The sequence below is a fragment of the Methylosinus sp. KRF6 genome (genome assembly GCF_018887255.1).
GTDB classification, from domain to species: domain Bacteria; phylum Pseudomonadota; class Alphaproteobacteria; order Rhizobiales; family Beijerinckiaceae; genus Methylosinus; species Methylosinus sporium.
Genome location: NZ_JAHLJF010000001.1, coordinates 1,542,413 through 1,557,998, shown reverse-complemented (window position 1 = coordinate 1,557,998; position 15,586 = coordinate 1,542,413). Strand labels below are relative to the sequence as shown.

General features: G+C 65.1%; 17 protein-coding genes and 1 pseudogene. 10 read left to right on the top strand and 8 right to left on the bottom strand.

Features of this window, described 5'->3' with window-relative positions; genetic code table 11:
• Positions 1 to 81: 81 nt before the first annotated feature.
• Positions 82 to 636 (bottom strand): Panacea domain-containing protein, encoded by a 555-nt coding sequence (locus KP010_RS07505; protein WP_142862600.1) that lies wholly within the window; start codon positions 634 to 636, stop codon positions 82 to 84.
• A gap of 231 nt (positions 637 to 867) precedes the next feature.
• Here KP010_RS07505 and KP010_RS07500 point away from each other — a divergent pair, with 231 nt between their 5' ends.
• From KP010_RS07500 to phoB, 10 genes are all read left to right on the top strand, one after another.
• The gene (locus KP010_RS07500; protein WP_142862601.1) at positions 868 to 1,707 is read left to right on the top strand and encodes a hypothetical protein; all 840 of its coding nucleotides are present in this window, start codon (positions 868 to 870) and stop codon (positions 1,705 to 1,707) included.
• Positions 1,616 to 3,193 carry a DNA polymerase Y family protein gene (locus KP010_RS07495; RefSeq protein WP_246659804.1) on the top strand — a complete coding sequence of 526 codons (1,578 nt, stop codon included), beginning with the start codon at positions 1,616 to 1,618 and terminating at the stop codon, positions 3,191 to 3,193. The genes KP010_RS07500 and KP010_RS07495 overlap by 92 nt, the downstream gene beginning before the upstream one ends.
• Before the next feature lie 180 nt (positions 3,194 to 3,373).
• Positions 3,374 to 4,564 carry a lysylphosphatidylglycerol synthase domain-containing protein gene (locus tag KP010_RS07490; RefSeq protein WP_142862602.1) on the top strand — a complete coding sequence of 397 codons (1,191 nt, stop codon included), beginning with the start codon at positions 3,374 to 3,376 and terminating at the stop codon, positions 4,562 to 4,564.
• Positions 4,565 to 4,683: 119 nt separating this feature from the next.
• On the top strand, positions 4,684 to 5,742 hold the full coding sequence (locus KP010_RS07485; RefSeq protein WP_142862606.1) for an ATP-binding protein: 1,059 nt from the start codon (positions 4,684 to 4,686) through the stop codon (positions 5,740 to 5,742).
• A gap of 156 nt (positions 5,743 to 5,898) precedes the next feature.
• Complete coding sequence (gene pstS / locus KP010_RS07480; RefSeq protein WP_142862607.1) at positions 5,899 to 6,948, top strand: phosphate ABC transporter substrate-binding protein PstS; 1,050 nt, start codon at positions 5,899 to 5,901, stop codon at positions 6,946 to 6,948.
• Positions 6,949 to 7,271: 323 nt separating this feature from the next.
• Complete coding sequence (pstC, locus tag KP010_RS07475) at positions 7,272 to 8,192, top strand: phosphate ABC transporter permease subunit PstC (protein ID WP_246659811.1); 921 nt, start codon at positions 7,272 to 7,274, stop codon at positions 8,190 to 8,192.
• A 3-nt stretch (positions 8,193 to 8,195) separates the two neighbouring features.
• Complete coding sequence (gene pstA, locus KP010_RS07470; protein WP_216280712.1) at positions 8,196 to 9,035, top strand: phosphate ABC transporter permease PstA; 840 nt, start codon at positions 8,196 to 8,198, stop codon at positions 9,033 to 9,035.
• Complete coding sequence (pstB, locus tag KP010_RS07465) at positions 9,032 to 9,817, top strand: phosphate ABC transporter ATP-binding protein PstB (protein ID WP_108915767.1); 786 nt, start codon at positions 9,032 to 9,034, stop codon at positions 9,815 to 9,817. Before pstA ends, pstB begins: the two co-directional genes overlap by 4 nt.
• Before the next feature lie 28 nt (positions 9,818 to 9,845).
• A complete protein-coding gene (phoU, locus tag KP010_RS07460; protein ID WP_142862608.1) occupies positions 9,846 to 10,571 on the top strand; it encodes a phosphate signaling complex protein PhoU in 726 nt (241 codons plus the stop codon).
• Positions 10,568 to 11,311: a phosphate regulon transcriptional regulator PhoB gene (gene phoB, locus KP010_RS07455; RefSeq protein WP_108915765.1), complete on the top strand. Its 744-nt coding sequence runs from the start codon at positions 10,568 to 10,570 to the stop codon at positions 11,309 to 11,311. The genes phoU and phoB overlap by 4 nt, the downstream gene beginning before the upstream one ends.
• 36 nt (positions 11,312 to 11,347) lie before the next feature.
• Here phoB and KP010_RS07450 read toward each other — a convergent pair whose 3' ends face one another.
• From KP010_RS07450 to KP010_RS22705, 7 genes and pseudogenes are all read right to left on the bottom strand, one after another.
• A complete protein-coding gene (locus tag KP010_RS07450) occupies positions 11,348 to 11,899 on the bottom strand; it encodes an SRPBCC family protein (RefSeq protein WP_142862609.1) in 552 nt (183 codons plus the stop codon).
• Positions 11,900 to 11,962: 63 nt separating this feature from the next.
• The gene (locus tag KP010_RS07445) at positions 11,963 to 12,376 is read right to left on the bottom strand and encodes a VOC family protein (RefSeq protein WP_370464692.1); all 414 of its coding nucleotides are present in this window, start codon (positions 12,374 to 12,376) and stop codon (positions 11,963 to 11,965) included.
• A 92-nt stretch (positions 12,377 to 12,468) separates the two neighbouring features.
• The gene (locus KP010_RS07440; protein WP_142862610.1) at positions 12,469 to 12,882 is read right to left on the bottom strand and encodes a VOC family protein; all 414 of its coding nucleotides are present in this window, start codon (positions 12,880 to 12,882) and stop codon (positions 12,469 to 12,471) included.
• 36 nt (positions 12,883 to 12,918) lie between these two features.
• Positions 12,919 to 13,890, bottom strand: coding sequence for an SRPBCC family protein (locus KP010_RS22710; protein WP_246659806.1), 972 nt, complete (start codon positions 13,888 to 13,890; stop codon positions 12,919 to 12,921).
• A gap of 9 nt (positions 13,891 to 13,899) precedes the next feature.
• Positions 13,900 to 14,802, bottom strand: a complete 903-nt coding sequence (locus KP010_RS07430; protein ID WP_142862611.1) for an SRPBCC domain-containing protein — start codon at positions 14,800 to 14,802, stop codon at positions 13,900 to 13,902.
• The gene (locus KP010_RS07425) at positions 14,786 to 15,130 is read right to left on the bottom strand and encodes a helix-turn-helix transcriptional regulator (protein WP_142862612.1); all 345 of its coding nucleotides are present in this window, start codon (positions 15,128 to 15,130) and stop codon (positions 14,786 to 14,788) included. The genes KP010_RS07430 and KP010_RS07425 overlap by 17 nt, the downstream gene beginning before the upstream one ends.
• A gap of 87 nt (positions 15,131 to 15,217) precedes the next feature.
• Positions 15,218 to 15,512 (bottom strand): annotated as a pseudogene (locus tag KP010_RS22705) (DUF2200 domain-containing protein); the annotation flags it as partial.
• Positions 15,513 to 15,586: the final 74 nt, after the last annotated feature.

The following is a 15,586-nucleotide window of genomic DNA, read 5'->3' as shown; positions in this document are numbered from 1 at the left end:
ATAATATCTTGAGGATCTTCAGACAGCTTTCCTTCGACGGGGGCAACCCCCGCCTTGATCTTGTCCAGCGATACGGGCAGCCTATATGGCGTTTGCGAGGTCTGCAAAGTAATCCCAGATATCATACTTATTTATAACCTTATTTTTTCCTTTTTCGTAAATATTCTCCCAAGGACTACCTTTGGCATGCGTGAGCGCCGATAGCTTGAATGCTTCAAAGCCTTTGTACTCGCTCCACACTTTCGCTACGACAGCAGCCTCTTCAGGCAATAACTCAGCTCTTGCGATACCATCGTCATCATATATGAACGGCGTGTCATCCCCCCACCTGATCAAATGAGTTATAGGATTTTTTCCATACTTGGTGAGCGCGTTGTACAATTTGCGGATGACCGGACCAAATTCCCAGGCCTCGAACTCATCTTCGATTAATTCTCTTCCATTTACGGCCAGATTCCATCCGTGCGCGAGATAGACGAGCTTTTGCAATTGCATATGCGTTAGCGGCCGGCGCTCCTCTTTGGCCCGGGACAGAAATTCATTTGCTATTGCTAACGACGAATGCATCATCCTCGACAGCGCCACACCGCCTTTTTGAGGGGGTGGAGCCGTTCCTCTTGTTGAGAGTTTCCACACATACCTAAATCCCTTACGGATTTTTCAAAACTGAGATAACTCTCTGTTCATAGTTTATCATACGATTCGGGAACTGACGAACCGCTTTTGATAGCGAGTCAATAGCAGAATTTGAATAGGCGAGGATAAGGCAAAACGACGAATTGAGACACTGATCACCCCGCTTGACTCTTCCCCTCAGCGGAGTCAGCATGAGAACAAATAGGCAACAATCTGGAGATCGGGGACCCGATGTCGCGCAGCGACTCATCGGAACGCATTGTTTTTTTGCGTCGTCGGATCGCCGCGCTGGAAGCGGGCGGCGCGCCCGCGCCCGTTCCGGCGTCGCGGGACGAGGGGCTGTCGCGCCTGTTCGATCCCGGCCGCGGCGGCCTGCGCGAGGCGCTGCCGGCGCGGCCGACCGACGCGGCGGCGGCGGCCGGCTTCGCCTTCGCTCTGGCGCTGCGCCGGCTGCGCCTGCGGCCACAAGGCGGGATCGTCTGGATCGCCGAGGATATGGCGGCCCGCGAGCTCGGCCTGCCCTATGGGCGGGGCCTGCAGGCGGCGGGCCTGCCGCCGGAGCTTCTGGTGCTGGCGCGCACGCACCGTCCGCGCGAGACGCTCTGGGCCATGGAGGAGGCGCTGAAAAGTGGCGCCGCCGTCGTCATCGCCGAGAGCTGGGCCGAGAGCTGGGCCGATGCGGGCGCCTATGACCTCGCCGCCTCGCGCCGGCTGGCGCTCGCCGCCCGCCGCGGCGACTGCGCCGGCCTGCTGCTGCTGCCGCGCGCGGCTGGCGTCGCGCAAAGGCTCGCCAGCGCCGCCGAGGCGCGCTTCGAGATCGCCGCCGGCGCGCCGCCTCCCCGGGCCGAGGGCGCGCCGCGGCCCCTGCCCGGCCCGCTCGCTTTTCGTCTGCGCGTCGTCAAGGCGCGCGGCCTCGTCGGCGCCTTCGACCCGCAGGCCTGGCGCGACATCGTTTTCGACCATCAGGAGGCCGAGTTCCATGAGTGGCCTTTCCATGCGCTGCCTCGCCGTGTTCCTGCCGCGCCTGTCGACCGACCGGCTCGCGCGCAAAAACGCACCCACGCCCGATGAGGCGGAGGCGCCCTTCGCCGTCTGGGCCGAGCTCGGCGGCGCCGAGCGGCTGACCGCCGTCGACGCGCGCGCCGAAAAAGGCGGGCTCGCCCCCGGCATGGCGGTGGCCGACGCGCGCGCCATGCGCCCCGCCTTGCGGCTGGCCGAGGCCGACCCGCGGGCCGACGCCGAGCTGCTGGGACGGATCGCCGATTGGTGCCGCCGCTTCACCCCGCTCGCCGCGGCCGATCCGCCGAACGGGCTGCTCCTGGATATTTCGGGGGCGGCGCATCTCTTCGGCGGCGAGGCGGCGCTGCTGGCGGAGGTCGAGCGCCGCCTCGCCGCCCAGGGCTTTGCGGCCAGAGGAGCGATCGCGCCCGGCCCGGCGCTGGCGCGGGCGCTGGCGCGTTTTTCCCGCCGGCGCCATGTGGCGGAGGGGACGACCGCGGAGGAACTGGAGGCGATCGCCGCCGGCTTGCCCATCGCCGCGCTCGATCTCGCCGCGACGGCCCGCCACAGGCTCGATCACGCCGGGCTGCGCAGCCTCGGCGATTTGCTGGCGCGGCCGCGCGCGCCGCTCACGGCAAGGCTCGGGGCGGAGGCCATGGCGCGGCTCGACGCCATCGCCTGCCGCCGCCGCGAGCCGATCTCGCCGCGTTTCGAGGCCCCGGATTTCATGGCCGAGCGCCGCTTTCCCGAAGGGCTCACGCGGCAGGAGGACATAGAGCGCACCCTTCACGGCCTTGCCCGAGAACTGTGCCTGCTGATGGAGCGCCATGGCGTCGGCGCGCGCGAGCTGACGGCGGTCTTCTACCGCGTCGACGGCGCCGTCGCGCATATAGAAACGGGGACCAGCCGGCCGCTGCGCGATCCCGGGACGATCGCTCTGCTGCTGCGCGAGCGCCTCGCCGTGCTGGCGGAGGAGGGGCTCGACACGGGCTATGGATATGACGTGCTGCGGCTCGGCGCCGGGCGCGTCGAGCGCTGCGATGCGCCGCAGGCGGATCTCGGCCTGGCCGGGCGGGAAAATGCGCATGACGCGCGGCTGGACGATCTCGTCGATCGCCTCGGCGCGCGGCTCGGCCCCCGCCGCGTGCTGCGGGCCTATCCGCAGGCCTCGCATATTCCAGAGCTCGCCGTCGCGCTGCGGCCCGCCTCCGGTTCCGCCCCCGCGGCGGCGGAAGCCGCGCCGCCGCTCTATCTTCGTGAAGGCGTTCCGGCGCGGCCTTTGCGGTTGTTCGAGCGGCCGGAGCCGATCGAAGCGGTGGCGCTCACGCCCGACGGGCCGCCGCTGCGCTTCCGCTGGCGGCGGCTGCTGCACGAGCTCGCGGCCTATGAGGGGCCGGAGCGCATCGCGCCGCAATGGTGGAGCGCGCCGGAAGACGCCGCCACGCGCGACTATTTCTACGTAGAAGATCGGGAAGGCGGTCGCTTCTGGCTGTTTCGCGAGGGGCTTTTCGGCCGCGAGAGCCCGTCGCCGCGCTGGTTCGTGCACGGCCTCTTCTGACGGCTTGTTCTCGGGCCACGCGTCATCTTATCGTCACGCTTCGAGACGAAACCGAACCATGCTCTCCCCGCGACGTTTTCCTGCGACACCCGCATGAAGGAGACGGAAGGGCGGGCTCTGCGGCGGCGCTTCATCCGGGTCGCCCTCGCGGGCGGCTGCAACACAGGATCTGGAAAACCTATGAACGGACGCCGCGAGGCCCGCCGGTCGCCTTTGAACTCCGCCGCCCGACGTCGTATCGAAGCCTATTCCGCGCATATTCGAAGACGTCTCGAGGACAAAGCGAAATTGAAGCGGTCAGACAGCGAACTCGATGAGACGGGCGTCGTCGCGCCGGCCGAAGAGACGGCGAATTCCGACCAGGGCGCCGGACCGGGCTTCTTGTCGACGGCGCGGCGCTACATCGCGCCGAGCCTCGGCAAAGTTCTCGGCGGCGTCGCCAGCCTCGCCGTTTTCGCGCTGGCGGGCTTCGCTTTGGCGAGCGCGATCTCGAGCGTCAAATTCTCCGACGTCCGCGGCGCGATAGCGGCGATGAGCGCGGAGCAGATTTTCGCGGCTCTGCTGTTCACCGCGCTCTCCTATCTCGCGCTCACCGGCTATGACGCGCTGGCGCTGCGCCAGCTACGGCTGCGCGTGCGCTATCGCATCGCCGCGCTCGCCTCTTTCGCGAGCTATGCTTTTTCGTTCAATCTCGGCTTTCCCGTCGTCACCGCCGCAGCGGTCCGTTATTGGATCTATGCCCGCGTCGGCGTCACCGCCGTGCAGGTCGCCAACATCACCGTCATCGCCGGCGTCACTTTCTGGCTCGGCATGACCTCCTTCGTCGGTTTCGGCCTCATGGCCCGCGCCGGCGAGCTCGGGGCCATCGACAAGCTTCCGGCCTTCCTCAACTTCGGCCTCGGCCTCGCGATCTGCGCAGGCGTCGGCTATTATTTCGTCTGGGTCTCGCTCCGCCCGCGACAGGTGCGGCTGCGCGGCCATTTCTTTCAGCTGCCGGGACTCCTGCCCACCGGCGGCCAGACGCTGCTCGGCATAGCCGATCTCTGCTGCGCCGCCGCCGCGCTCTATGCGCTGCTGCCGCGGGACGTCGATCTCGACTTTCTCACCTTCGTCTCGGTCTATGTCTTCGCCTGCATTCTCGGCGTCATCAGCCATGCGCCGGGCGGCATAGGCGTTTTCGAGGCGACGATGCTGAACGCGCTGCCGTCGCATTCGCAGGAGAGCCTGCTGGCCTCGCTCCTGCTGTTCCGCATCATCTATTATTTCCTGCCCTTCATCTTCGCGCTGGCGCTTCTGGGGGCGGACGAAGGCTCGCGGCGCTGGAACAGCCTGCGCGAGACCATCGCCCGCATATTGGAGGCGCGCGAGTGATCCTTCTTGCAACCGCCCGTTTCCGATGCGAGCCCGAAGGCTCGCGGTCCAATGCGCGCTCCGGACCGCGAGCCTTCGGGCTCGCTTTCGGTCGCGATTGATTTCGACCGAGAGGATCAATGCCCGATCTACGCCGACGCTATCAGGGCGAAGCGCTGCTCGGCCTCGTCATCGACGCTCTGCCGGAGGCGGTCTTCGTGATCGATTCGGAGGCGCGCATCGTCGCCTCCAACAGCGCCGCGCGCTCCGTGCTCCCATCCTTGCGGCCCAATGATCCGCTGGCGCGCAGCCTGCGCTCGCCCGACGTGCTCGACGCGCTGGATCGCGTGCTGCGCGGCGGCCAGCCGGAGAAGGTCATCTGGCTCGAGCGCCTGCCGGTGGAATGCTGGTTCGAGGTGCATATCGCGCCTTTGCGCCTCGAAGGCTATGAGAACGCCGCCGTGGTGAGCCTGCGCGATTTGACCGAATCGCGCCGCGTCGAGCGGATGCGCGTCGATTTCGTCGCCAACGCCAGCCATGAATTGCGCACGCCGCTCGCCTCGCTGCTCGGCTTCGTGGAGACGCTGCAGGGGCCGGCGCGCGACGACGACAAAGCGCGCGACCGCTTCCTCTCCATCATGCGCGAGCAGGCGCAGCGCATGTCGCGCCTCGTCGACGATCTGCTCTCCCTCTCGCGCATCGAGCAGCATCTGCATCTGCGCCCGGACACGCCGGTCGACCTCGGCATTGTCGTCGCCCATATCGTCGATACGCTCGCGCCCATGGCGGAGGATGGCGGGATCGAGCTGAAAGTCGACATGACGAGCCAGGTCGTCGTTCCGGGCGATCGCGACGAACTCGCCCGCGTCGCCGAAAATCTCATCGAAAATGCGATCAAATACGGGTCCGGGCCGGTGGAGATCTCGCTCTCCCCGCTCGGCGCCTCCGCCGTCTTCTCGGTGCGCGACCATGGGCCGGGCATAGCGCCGGAGCATCTGCCGCGCCTCACCGAACGCTTCTATCGCGTCGACGCCGGCAAGAGTCGCGCCAAGGGCGGCACCGGCCTCGGGCTCGCCATAGTCAAGCATATCGTGGCTCGCCACCGCGGCAGGCTCGCCATAGATTCCGCGCCAGGGAAAGGCGCCACTTTTCGCGTATTTTTGCCATTGATCGAGCCAGAAAAAGCCGACAGCGCCTGAGGTGCGACGATTAATATAATAATAACAACATGATCGCATGTCATGTGATGGTCATTCAGCTGTCGTAAAACCCTCGTCGCGCGGCCCTAGTGTGCGCCTCGCTGGGGCGCTCGCTGCGCGCCGACACAGTGAACCTCGAGCTCGAAAGAGACCGACATGCTTTCCAAAGTTCTCCATCGTGTCGCTCTGGCGACGACCCTGGCCGTCGCGACGGCCGGAGCCGCCTTTGCGATCGACATTTCCGGCGCCGGCGCCACTTTCCCCTATCCGATCTACGCCAAATGGGCGGACAGCTATAAGAAAGAGACCGGCAACGGCCTCAATTATCAGTCGATCGGCTCGGGCGGCGGCATCAAGCAGATCAAGGCCCGCACCGTGACCTTCGGCGCCTCCGACCAGCCGCTGAAGGCCGAGGACCTCGAGGCCGCCGGCCTCACCCAATGGCCGCAGGTGATCGGCGGCATCGTGCCGGTCGTCAATCTGGACGGCGTCGCCTCCGGCGAGCTCGTCCTCGACGGCAAGACGCTCGCGTCCATCTTCCTCGGCGAGATCAAGAGCTGGGACGACGCCGCGATCAAGAAGCTCAATCCGAAGGCCAAGCTCCCCGCGGCGGCGATCGCCGTGGTGCATCGTTCGGACGGATCGGGCACGACCTTCAACTTCACCAACTATCTCTCCAAGGTCAGCCCGGACTGGAAGAGCAAGGTGGGCGAGAACGCCTCGGTCGAATGGCCGGTCGGCATCGGCGCCAAGGGCAATGAGGGCGTGGCCAACAATGTCGCCAACACCAAGGGCGCCGTCGGCTATGTCGAATACGCCTACGCCAAGCAGAACAAGCTGACTTACACCAAGCTGGTCAACAAGGACGGCAAGACGGTCGCCCCGACGACGCCGACCTTCCAGGCCGCGGCGTCCAACGCCGATTGGGCCAATGCGCCGGGCTTCTATCAGATCCTCACCGACCAGCCGGGCGCGCAGTCCTGGCCGATCACCGCCGCCACCTTCATTCTGCTGCCCAAGGCGCCGCAGGATACGGCGGCCGCGGCCGAGGCGCTGAAATTCTTCGGCTGGGCCTTCGCCAAGGGCGCCAAGGCGGCCGAGGAACTCGACTATATCCCGCTGCCGGCCAATGTCGTGGCTCTGATCAAGAAGAGCTGGGCCGCCAATGTGAAGGATGCGAGCGGCAAGCCGCTGGCGTCGAACTAAAATATCTCTGCGCGCCGGCGAAAGACCATTTCGCCGGCGTCGCCGCTCGACGCGAGACGCGCGAGAATCGCAGGTTGGTGAATGGCGCAAGACGACCTGCCCGAGACCTGGCTCCGTCCGCTTCTTTTCGACGCGGAGCCTCTCGACGCGGTGAGTTCTCCCGAGACCTGCGCTATGACCTCACATAAAAAATCCGCCTTCGGGAGCGCGCGATGGAAGCCGGCTTCAACCGCCAAACGAGAGATAATAGCGTGTCCGACCTAGCAATCGTAGATGCGACGCCCCGCGCCGCCGAAGTCGACCGCAGGAAAGTGCTCGGCCGCATGGCCCTGTTCGACTTCTTTTTTCATAATTTGACGCGCGCCGCGGCGATCCTCGTTCTCTTGATCCTCGGCGGCGTGATCTTCTCGCTCATCTATGGCTCGATTCCGGCCATACAGGCCTTCGGCCTCGGGTTTTTGACGACGGAATCCTGGAATCCCGTCACCGAGAAATTCGGCGCCGTCGCGCCCATCTACGGCACTGTGGTGACCTCGACCATCGCCATGGTCATCGCCGTGCCGCTCGGCCTCGGCATCGCCATTTTCCTCACCGAGCTCTGCCCCCATGCGCTGCGCCGGCCGATCGGCGTCGCCATCGAGCTGCTCGCCGGCATTCCCTCGATCATCTACGGCATCTGGGGACTGTTCGTGCTCGCCCCCTTCCTGCAGCAGCATGTGCAGCCGGCGCTGATCTCGCTCACCGGCGACATTCCCGTGCTGTCGAGCCTCTTCGCCGGCCCGCCCTATGGCATCGGAATGCTGACCGCGGGCTTCATCCTCGCCATCATGGTGCTGCCCTTCATCACCTCCATCTCGCGCGACGTGTTCGACACCGTGCCTCCGGTGCTGAAGGAGGCGGCCTCGGGCGTCGGCTGCACGACATGGGAAGTGATGCGCTATGTCGTCATTCCCTACACGCGCGTCGGCGTCATCGGCGGCGTGATGCTCGGCCTCGGCCGCGCGCTCGGCGAGACGATGGCCGTCACCTTCGTGATCGGCAATGCGCACAAAGTGTCGAGCTCTCTGCTCGCGCCGGGCACGACGATCTCGGCGACCATCGCCAATGAATTCACCGAGGCGGTCGGCGATCTCTATACGTCGGCGCTGATCGAGCTCGGCCTCATCCTCTTCGTCATCACTTTCTTCGTTCTGGCGGCGGCGCGCTTCATGCTGATGCGCATCGAGCAGAAATCGGGAGCCTGACCTTTGTCCCTCTATTCCTCCCGCCGACGCACCAATGCGCTCGCGACCACTCTGTGCTGGACCGGCACGATTTTCGGTCTCGCCTGGCTGGTGCTGATCCTCGGCGCGCTGATCTATGAAGGCGCCCGCGGCCTGACGCCGGCCGTCTTCACCGAAATGACGCCGCCGCCCGGCTCCAGCGGCGGTCTGCTCAACGCCATCGCCGGCTCGCTGGTGATGACGGTGATCGGCGTGCTGCTCGGCACGCCGCTCGGAATGCTCGCCGGCACCTTCATGGCCGAATATGGCCGCTACTCGAAGCTCGCCACCGTGGTGCGCTTCATCAACGACATTCTGCTCAGCGCGCCCTCCATCGTCATCGGCCTCTTCGTCTATACGGTGGTGGTGGCCCGCGTCGGACATTTCTCCGGCATAGCCGGCGCTCTGGCGCTCGCCGTGCTGGTGGTGCCGGTCGTCGTGCGCACGACGGAGGACATGCTGCTGCTGGTGCCGAGCCCGCTGCGCGAGGCGGCGGCGGCGCTCGGCCTGCCGCGCTCCCATATGCTGATGCGCGTCGCCTATCGCGCCGCGAAATCCGGCATCGTCACCGGTGTGCTGCTGGCCGTGGCCCGCGTCTCCGGCGAGACGGCGCCGCTGCTCTTCACCTCGCTCAACAATCAGTTCTGGAGCACCGACCTCAACGCGCCGGTCTCCAGCCTGCCCGTCGTCATCTTCCAATTCGCGCTCTCGCCCTACAATGATTGGCAGCAGCTCGCCTGGACCGGCGCTCTGCTCGTCACCGTCGCCGTCCTTCTGCTCTCTATCACCGCGCGCGCGCTCAGCAGCCAGGGAACACAAAAATGACCGCCATGCCGGTTGTCGAAGCCTCCATTCCGACCAAAGTCTCGGTTCGCGATCTGGATTTCTATTATGGGTCGTCGAAAGCGCTGAAATCGATCTCGCTGCCGCTCTACACCAATAAGGTGACGGCCTTCATCGGCCCGTCCGGCTGCGGCAAATCGACTCTGCTGCGCATATTGAACCGCATGTACGACCTCTATCCGCGGCAGCGCGCCGAGGGCGAGGTGCTGCTCGACGGCGAGAACATCCTCGACCCGAGCATCGACCTCAACCTGTTGCGCTCGCGCGTCGGCATGGTGTTCCAGAAGCCGACGCCCTTCCCCATGTCGATCTACGACAATATCGCCTTCGGCATTCGCCTCTATGAGAAGCTGTCGCGCAGCGAGCTCGACGGCCGCGTCGAGGCGGCGCTGCGTGGCGCGGCGCTGTGGGACGAAGTGCGCGACAAGCTGAATTCGAGCGGCCTCGGCCTCTCGGGCGGCCAGCAGCAGCGCCTGTGCATCGCGCGCACCGTCGCCATTCAGCCGGAGGTGATCCTGTTCGACGAGCCCTGCTCGGCGCTGGACCCGATCTCGACGGCGAAGATCGAGGAGCTCATCGACGAATTGTCGGAGCGCTACACGATCGCCATCGTCACCCACAATATGCAGCAGGCGGCGCGCGTCTCCGATTACACCGCCTTCATGTATCTCGGCGATCTCGTCGAATTCGGCGAGACGAACAATCTGTTCACCGCGCCGCAGAACAAGAAGACCCAGGACTATATCACCGGCCGCTTCGGCTGAGCGCGATCGCGCACGAGGATTATGAGACATGAGCGAACATATCGTCAGCTCCTATGACCGCGACCTCGAAGTGCTCGGCCGCCGTATCGCCGAGATGGGAGGCATCGCCGAGAAAATGCTCGCCGAAGCCATGGATGCGCTCGCCAATTTCGACATCGAGCTCGCCCATCGCGTCGTCGCCACCGATCAGCGCCTCGACGCGCTGCAGCGGGAGATAGAGGAGAACGCCATCCTCACCATCGCGCGGCGTCAGCCGCTCGCCATCGATCTGCGCGAATGCATCGCCGCGATGCGCATCGCCGCCGATCTCGAGCGCGTCGGCGATCTCGCCAAGAGCATCGCCAAGCGCACGGTGAAAATCCTCTCCGAGGCGCGCGTGCCGCGCGCCATCATCGGCCTCAAGACGATGGCGGAAGTGGCCGCCATGCAATTGAAGGACGTGCTCGACGCCTACGCCCAGCGCGACGTCGAGCGCGCCCGCGCCGTGTGGACCAATGACAGCGAGCTCGACGCGCTGGAAGATTCGGTGTTCCGCGATCTCCTCACCTTCATGATGGAGGATCCGCGCAACATCTCCTTCTGCACGCATCTGCTCTTCTGCTCGAAGAATATAGAGCGGATCGGCGATCACACCACCAATATCGCCGAGACGATCGTCTATCTCGTCACTGGCGAGTCGATGCCGACCGACCGCCCCAAGGGCAAGTCGTCCAGCATCTCCCCCAGCATGGAAACGGATGAGCCCTCGCAATGAACGAGATTCGCGTCGCAACGCCGCGCGAGACGCCGCACGATCGGGCGCCGCGAATTCTCGTCGTGGAAGACGAGGCGGCCCTCGCATTGTTGCTCGCCTATAATCTCGAATCGGAAGGCTTCCAGGTCGAACATGTCGAGCGCGGCGACGAGGCGGAAATCCGCCTCGCCGAATCCGTGCCCGATCTCGTCATTCTCGACTGGATGCTGCCCGGCGTTTCCGGCTTGGAAATCTGCCGGCGGCTGCGCGCGCGCGACGACACGCGCACAATGCCGATCATCATGCTCACCGCGCGCGGCGACGAGAACGAGCGCGTGCGCGGTCTCTCGGTGGGCGCCGATGATTATGTGGTGAAGCCCTTCTCCACGCCGGAGCTGATGGCGCGCGTTCACGCTCTGCTGCGCCGCGCGCGGCCGGAGCGCGTGGCGACGCGGCTCGTCGCCGGCGACATAGACCTCGACCGCGAGACGCGGCGGGTGAAGCGCGGCGGCCGCGAGATTCATCTCGGCCCGACGGAGTTCCGCCTGCTGGAATATCTGATGGAGAAGCCCGGCCGCGTCTTCTCGCGCGCGCAATTGCTCGACAGCGTCTGGGGGCTGTCGGCGGAGATCGACGAGCGCACCGTGGACGTCCATGTCGGCCGTCTGCGCAAGGCGATCATCCGCGGCCGCGAGAAGGACCCGATCCGCACTGTGCGCGGCACCGGCTATTCTTTCGACGAGACCTTCGGGCGCAATTGAGGCGCGGCCGAAGGCTCCTCTCTCGACATCGCATCATCACGCTGTCGGCGCCGCCTCGTCGCGAGCCGTCTCGACGAGGCGCTTGAGATCGCCGAGACCTTGCTCGAAAGCGCCGCCGACCATTTTTTCCGGCCGCATGACGAGGCTGAACAGCTTGCCGAGGAAGGGCTGGCGCCCTTTCATGTCCCAGGTGACGAGCGAGCCGCCATTCTGCGGCGCAATGGTGAATTCGACGCGATTGCTGCATTTCATCGGCCGATCCAGGCGTAATGTGACGACCACTTTCGACGGCGCGACGGACTCGACGATCTCGACTCGCCCCGCGCCGACCTTCGCATTGCCTTCGAAATCGCAGGCCGCGCCGACGCCGCGTTCCGGCCCGGCGTAGGAGAGCTTCACACTCGGATCCTTCACGAAAGGACTCCATTCATTGCTCGCGCGCGGATCGTCGATCAGCGGAAATATTCGCTCCGGCGGCGCGGCGATGAAGATGGAGCGCGCGATATGGCAGACGTCCGGCTGGCGCGCGGCCAGGACGAGAATTGCGGCGATGATGACGGCGACGCCGGCGCCGATGATTTCCAACATGTCGAACCTCGAAAAAAAGCGGAGCGGCGCTCCCGCTCGCGAGCGAAAGAGCGCCGCGCGCCGTCATTGCGGCAGCACCACCATCCAGGGCACGCCGAAGCGGTCGGTGAGCATTCCGAACGCGGGTGAGAAGAAAGTTCTGGTCAAGCGCATCTTCGTCTCGCCGCCCTCGGCGAGCGCTGCGAAGACGCGTTCGGCCTCCTCTTGCGTCTTCGCGCTATAGGACAGCGAGAAGCCCTTGAAGCCGGTCTCCTCGCCGTCGCCGTCCGAGCCGAAGACGATCGTGTCGCCGATCTTCAGCGCCATATGCATGACCTTGGCGCTCCAGCCCGGCGGCAGCATTTCCTCCGGCTGGGGCAAAGGGCTGTCCTTGTAGCGCATCAGCATCTGTATCTGCGCGCCGAGCGCCTTCTCATAAAAGGCGGCGGCTTCTTCGGCGCGGCCGTCGAAGATCAGATAGGGTTGAATCGACATCATGTTTCTCCCAGCGAGCGTCGCGGACGGGCGCTCGTTTCGTGGGAGGAGATCATGTCCGCGCAAAGCGCTTCGTCAACCGTCCCGCACCTTTTTCACTTCGGGACGATGATCATCCAGAGCACGCCGAAGCGATCGACCGCCATGCCGAAGGTGGCGGCGAAAAACGTCTCGCCCAAGGGCATTCGCGCTTCGCCGCCATCGGCGAGCGCGCCGAACATGCGCTCGGCCTCCGCCACGCTCTTCGCCTCGAGCGAGACGCCGAATCCGTTGAAGCCGGAAGGACCCGTTCCGCATCCATCCGACAGGAAAATTTCCGAATCGCCGATCCGAAGGCAGGAATGCATGATCTTCTTGCCCCAATCGGGCGCGAGCGCGCCGGGCGGCGGCGGCTCGGGGCTCTCGTCGAAGCGCAGCAGGAAATTCACCTCGGCGCCGAGCGCTTGCCGGTAGAAAGTAATGGCTTCGTCGGCGCGGCCCGAGAAGAAAAGATAAGGCTTGATCGTCATTGGATGCTCCTTTTTTTGAAAAATGGCGGGGCTCGGTCAGTCCTGCGCGAGATAGGCGTCGAGCTGCTCGAGTGTTCCGGCCCAGCCATTCCCCTGGGCGTCGAGCGTGGCGGCGAAGGTCGTGATCTCTTCCGCGCTAGCCTCGAAGGGCCGCGCGCGCAGCGTCAACTCGGAGCCGCCGCTTTCCGTATCCGCGAGGAGAAAGGTCGTCTCCACCTTCAGCGGCCAGGTCTCGCTGAGCGGATGGCGCGTGAGTCCGCGGTCTTCATCGGAAAAAGAGTCGACGAGCACGATGCGCGTCGGCGCTTCGATCTCGCGATATTCGAAGAGGCCCCATATGGCGCCGCCGTCCTGCGTCCGCAGCCCATAATGATAGGAGCCGCCGGGACGAAAATCCATTTGCAAGGCGATGACCGGAACGCCCTTCGGCCCGAACCATTGCGCCATGCGCTCCGGCTCCGCGAACGCCTTCCACAAGAGCTCGCGTGAGGCGGCGAAGCGGCGTGACGTGACGAAGACGGGACCTGCCGATTCCTCGATGAAATCGCCGAGACGTCCGAGATTTTCGGCGAGGCCTGTCGCGGCGCCATAGTCGCGCACGACGCGATCGCGCTCGGCGAGGGAAGGAAAGCGCATACGCCAATCGATGCGCGTCTTCTCGCCTTCCTGAGAGAGGGCGATGATCGTCTCCATCCGCACGGGCTCGACATTCTCGTCATCGCCGGGATGAAAATAGGCGATGCGCTCCGGCCGCAGGATTTCGCAAAAGACGATCTTATTCTCATAATCGCGCCCGTCCGGGCCGTGCATGACGAAGCGCCAGACGCCGCCCGGCGCGAATTCGAAAGCTTGCGTCGTGAGCGAAAAACCCTTCGGCCCGAACCATCGCGCCAGCCGATCCGGCGCGGCGAAAGCGTCGAAAACCAGCGGGCGTGGCGCTTCGAAGAGACGCGTCCCGGAAATCTCCGGAACGTCCGAAGGGACTGAAATGCGAGCATCGTCGGACATGACGCCTCCTCAATGATCGCTTGTCGCCAGCTCGCGCGCGAGGGCGCCGAGCTGATCGAATGCGCCGGTCCAGCCATGGCCGTGCGAGGCGGCGGACTCGGCGGTGGCGAGGCCGCGCTGCACGAAGATCATCTCGGTCTTCCCGCCCTGCTCCGTGAGCTCCAACTCGATCGTCGTCAGCGCTTTCGGCTCGAGATGATTGCGCTCCCATTCATGCGTCATCACGAGCCGCGCGGGCGCGTCGATCTCGAGATATTCGCCATGATGAATGAACTCCTCGCCCTCGGGCGAGCGCATCCCGGCGCGCCATTTGCCGCCGATGCGCAGATCATTCTCGGCGAAGAGCACGGTGAATGTCGCGGGGCAGAGCCAGCGCATCATATGCTGCGGCTCCGTCCAGCATTTGAAAACGAGCGCGCGTGGCGCCTCGAATGTGCGCAGCAGAATGAGCCGATGCGGCGTGTCGCTCTCGCCGGCCTGGCGCGCGAGGCCCTCGAGAATTCCGGTCCAGCCGGAACGGATGGCGAAGGATTTGGCGGCCGCTTCCGCCGTCATATGGTGCGTCAGCGTCAAGAGGCTGCCGGCGCCGTCGGGACGAATGTCGATCTCGATCCGCGTGGACGGGCCTTCGCGTTGCATTCCGAGAGTGAAGACGAGACGGCTCGGGCGTTCGATCTCGATATATTCGCCGAAATGCGTCGCGAGATTCTCGCCGCGCTGCTCGTGGATGGCGTAGCCGCCGCCGATGCGCGAGTCGATCTCGACATGCGCGGATTGGCCATTCGGCGTACGGAACAGCCAGCCGCCAACGGCCTTCGGATCGAGCCAAGCGTCGAAGAGCAGCGCCGGCGGCGCGGAGAAGCGCCGCGTGATCGTCAGCGGCGGGATGGCGTCGTCAATTCTTTTGAGCATCGGGGTCGCCCTTCTGCAATTCGGCGAGATAGGCGTCGAGCCGGTCGAAGCTCTCGTCCCAGAAGCGCCGATAGGTCTCGAGCCAATCGGAAACGTCGCGGAGCCGCGCCGCGTCCAGCTTGCAGGGACGCGATTGGGCGGCGCGGCCGCGGGTGATGAGGCCGGCCTGCTCGAGCACCTTCAGATGCTTCGAGACCGCCGGCTGGCTGATGGAAAAAGGAGCCGCCAGTTGGCCGACGGAGGCTTCGCCCTGAGCGAGCCGCGCGAGTATGGCGCGTCTCGTCGGATCCGCCAGGGCGGCGAAGGTGGCGCTGAGGGGGTCGGGCATTAATTACCTACCATGTATGTAACTAAAAGGTTATATAACTGATCCGGAAATCCGCTGTCAAGCTCCGCCTCTCGGCTTCGCTCGCGATCAAGTCTCTCGAAGTATTTTCGCCATCGGCCCGCCACGCGCGAGCTCGTCGATGAGTTTGTCCAAATATCTGATTTCGCGCATGGTCTGCGCTTCTAATATCCTCCAGTCGGACGCCGCAGATCATGCCCGTGATCGCGACGCGCGACGGATCGAGCCGCGGCGCCAGCGCAAAGAACGTTTCGAAATCCGTCTGCTCCTCCAGCCGAGCGCGCAACTCGCGCGGATCATAGCCGGTCAGCCAGGCAATGATCTGATCCACCTCTTCTCGCGTACGTCCCTTTTTCTCCGCTTTCGTTGGCTTTGGCGCGAGGTCCCGGCGGCATGTCGCTGCGGCAGACCGCCGCTTGGGCGCCGACGTGCTCGCCT

Coding starts and splice junctions, on each gene's coding strand:
- KP010_RS07500 (WP_142862601.1), top strand. CDS start 868: ATGTCGCGCAGCGACTCATCGGAACGCATTGTTTTTTTGCGTCGTCGG.
- KP010_RS07495 (WP_246659804.1), top strand. CDS start 1,616: ATGAGTGGCCTTTCCATGCGCTGCCTCGCCGTGTTCCTGCCGCGCCTG.
- KP010_RS07490 (WP_142862602.1), top strand. CDS start 3,374: ATGAACGGACGCCGCGAGGCCCGCCGGTCGCCTTTGAACTCCGCCGCC.
- KP010_RS07485 (WP_142862606.1), top strand. CDS start 4,684: ATGCCCGATCTACGCCGACGCTATCAGGGCGAAGCGCTGCTCGGCCTC.
- pstS (WP_142862607.1), top strand. CDS start 5,899: ATGCTTTCCAAAGTTCTCCATCGTGTCGCTCTGGCGACGACCCTGGCC.
- pstC (WP_246659811.1), top strand. CDS start 7,272: ATGGCCCTGTTCGACTTCTTTTTTCATAATTTGACGCGCGCCGCGGCG.
- pstB (WP_108915767.1), top strand. CDS start 9,032: ATGACCGCCATGCCGGTTGTCGAAGCCTCCATTCCGACCAAAGTCTCG.
- phoU (WP_142862608.1), top strand. CDS start 9,846: ATGAGCGAACATATCGTCAGCTCCTATGACCGCGACCTCGAAGTGCTC.
- phoB (WP_108915765.1), top strand. CDS start 10,568: ATGAACGAGATTCGCGTCGCAACGCCGCGCGAGACGCCGCACGATCGG.
- KP010_RS07450 (WP_142862609.1), bottom strand. CDS start 11,899: ATGTTGGAAATCATCGGCGCCGGCGTCGCCGTCATCATCGCCGCAATT.
- KP010_RS07445 (WP_370464692.1), bottom strand. CDS start 12,376: ATGATGTCGATTCAACCCTATCTGATCTTCGACGGCCGCGCCGAAGAA.
- KP010_RS07440 (WP_142862610.1), bottom strand. CDS start 12,882: ATGACGATCAAGCCTTATCTTTTCTTCTCGGGCCGCGCCGACGAAGCC.
- KP010_RS22710 (WP_246659806.1), bottom strand. CDS start 13,890: ATGTCCGACGATGCTCGCATTTCAGTCCCTTCGGACGTTCCGGAGATT.
- KP010_RS07430 (WP_142862611.1), bottom strand. CDS start 14,802: ATGCTCAAAAGAATTGACGACGCCATCCCGCCGCTGACGATCACGCGG.
- KP010_RS07425 (WP_142862612.1), bottom strand. CDS start 15,130: ATGCCCGACCCCCTCAGCGCCACCTTCGCCGCCCTGGCGGATCCGACG.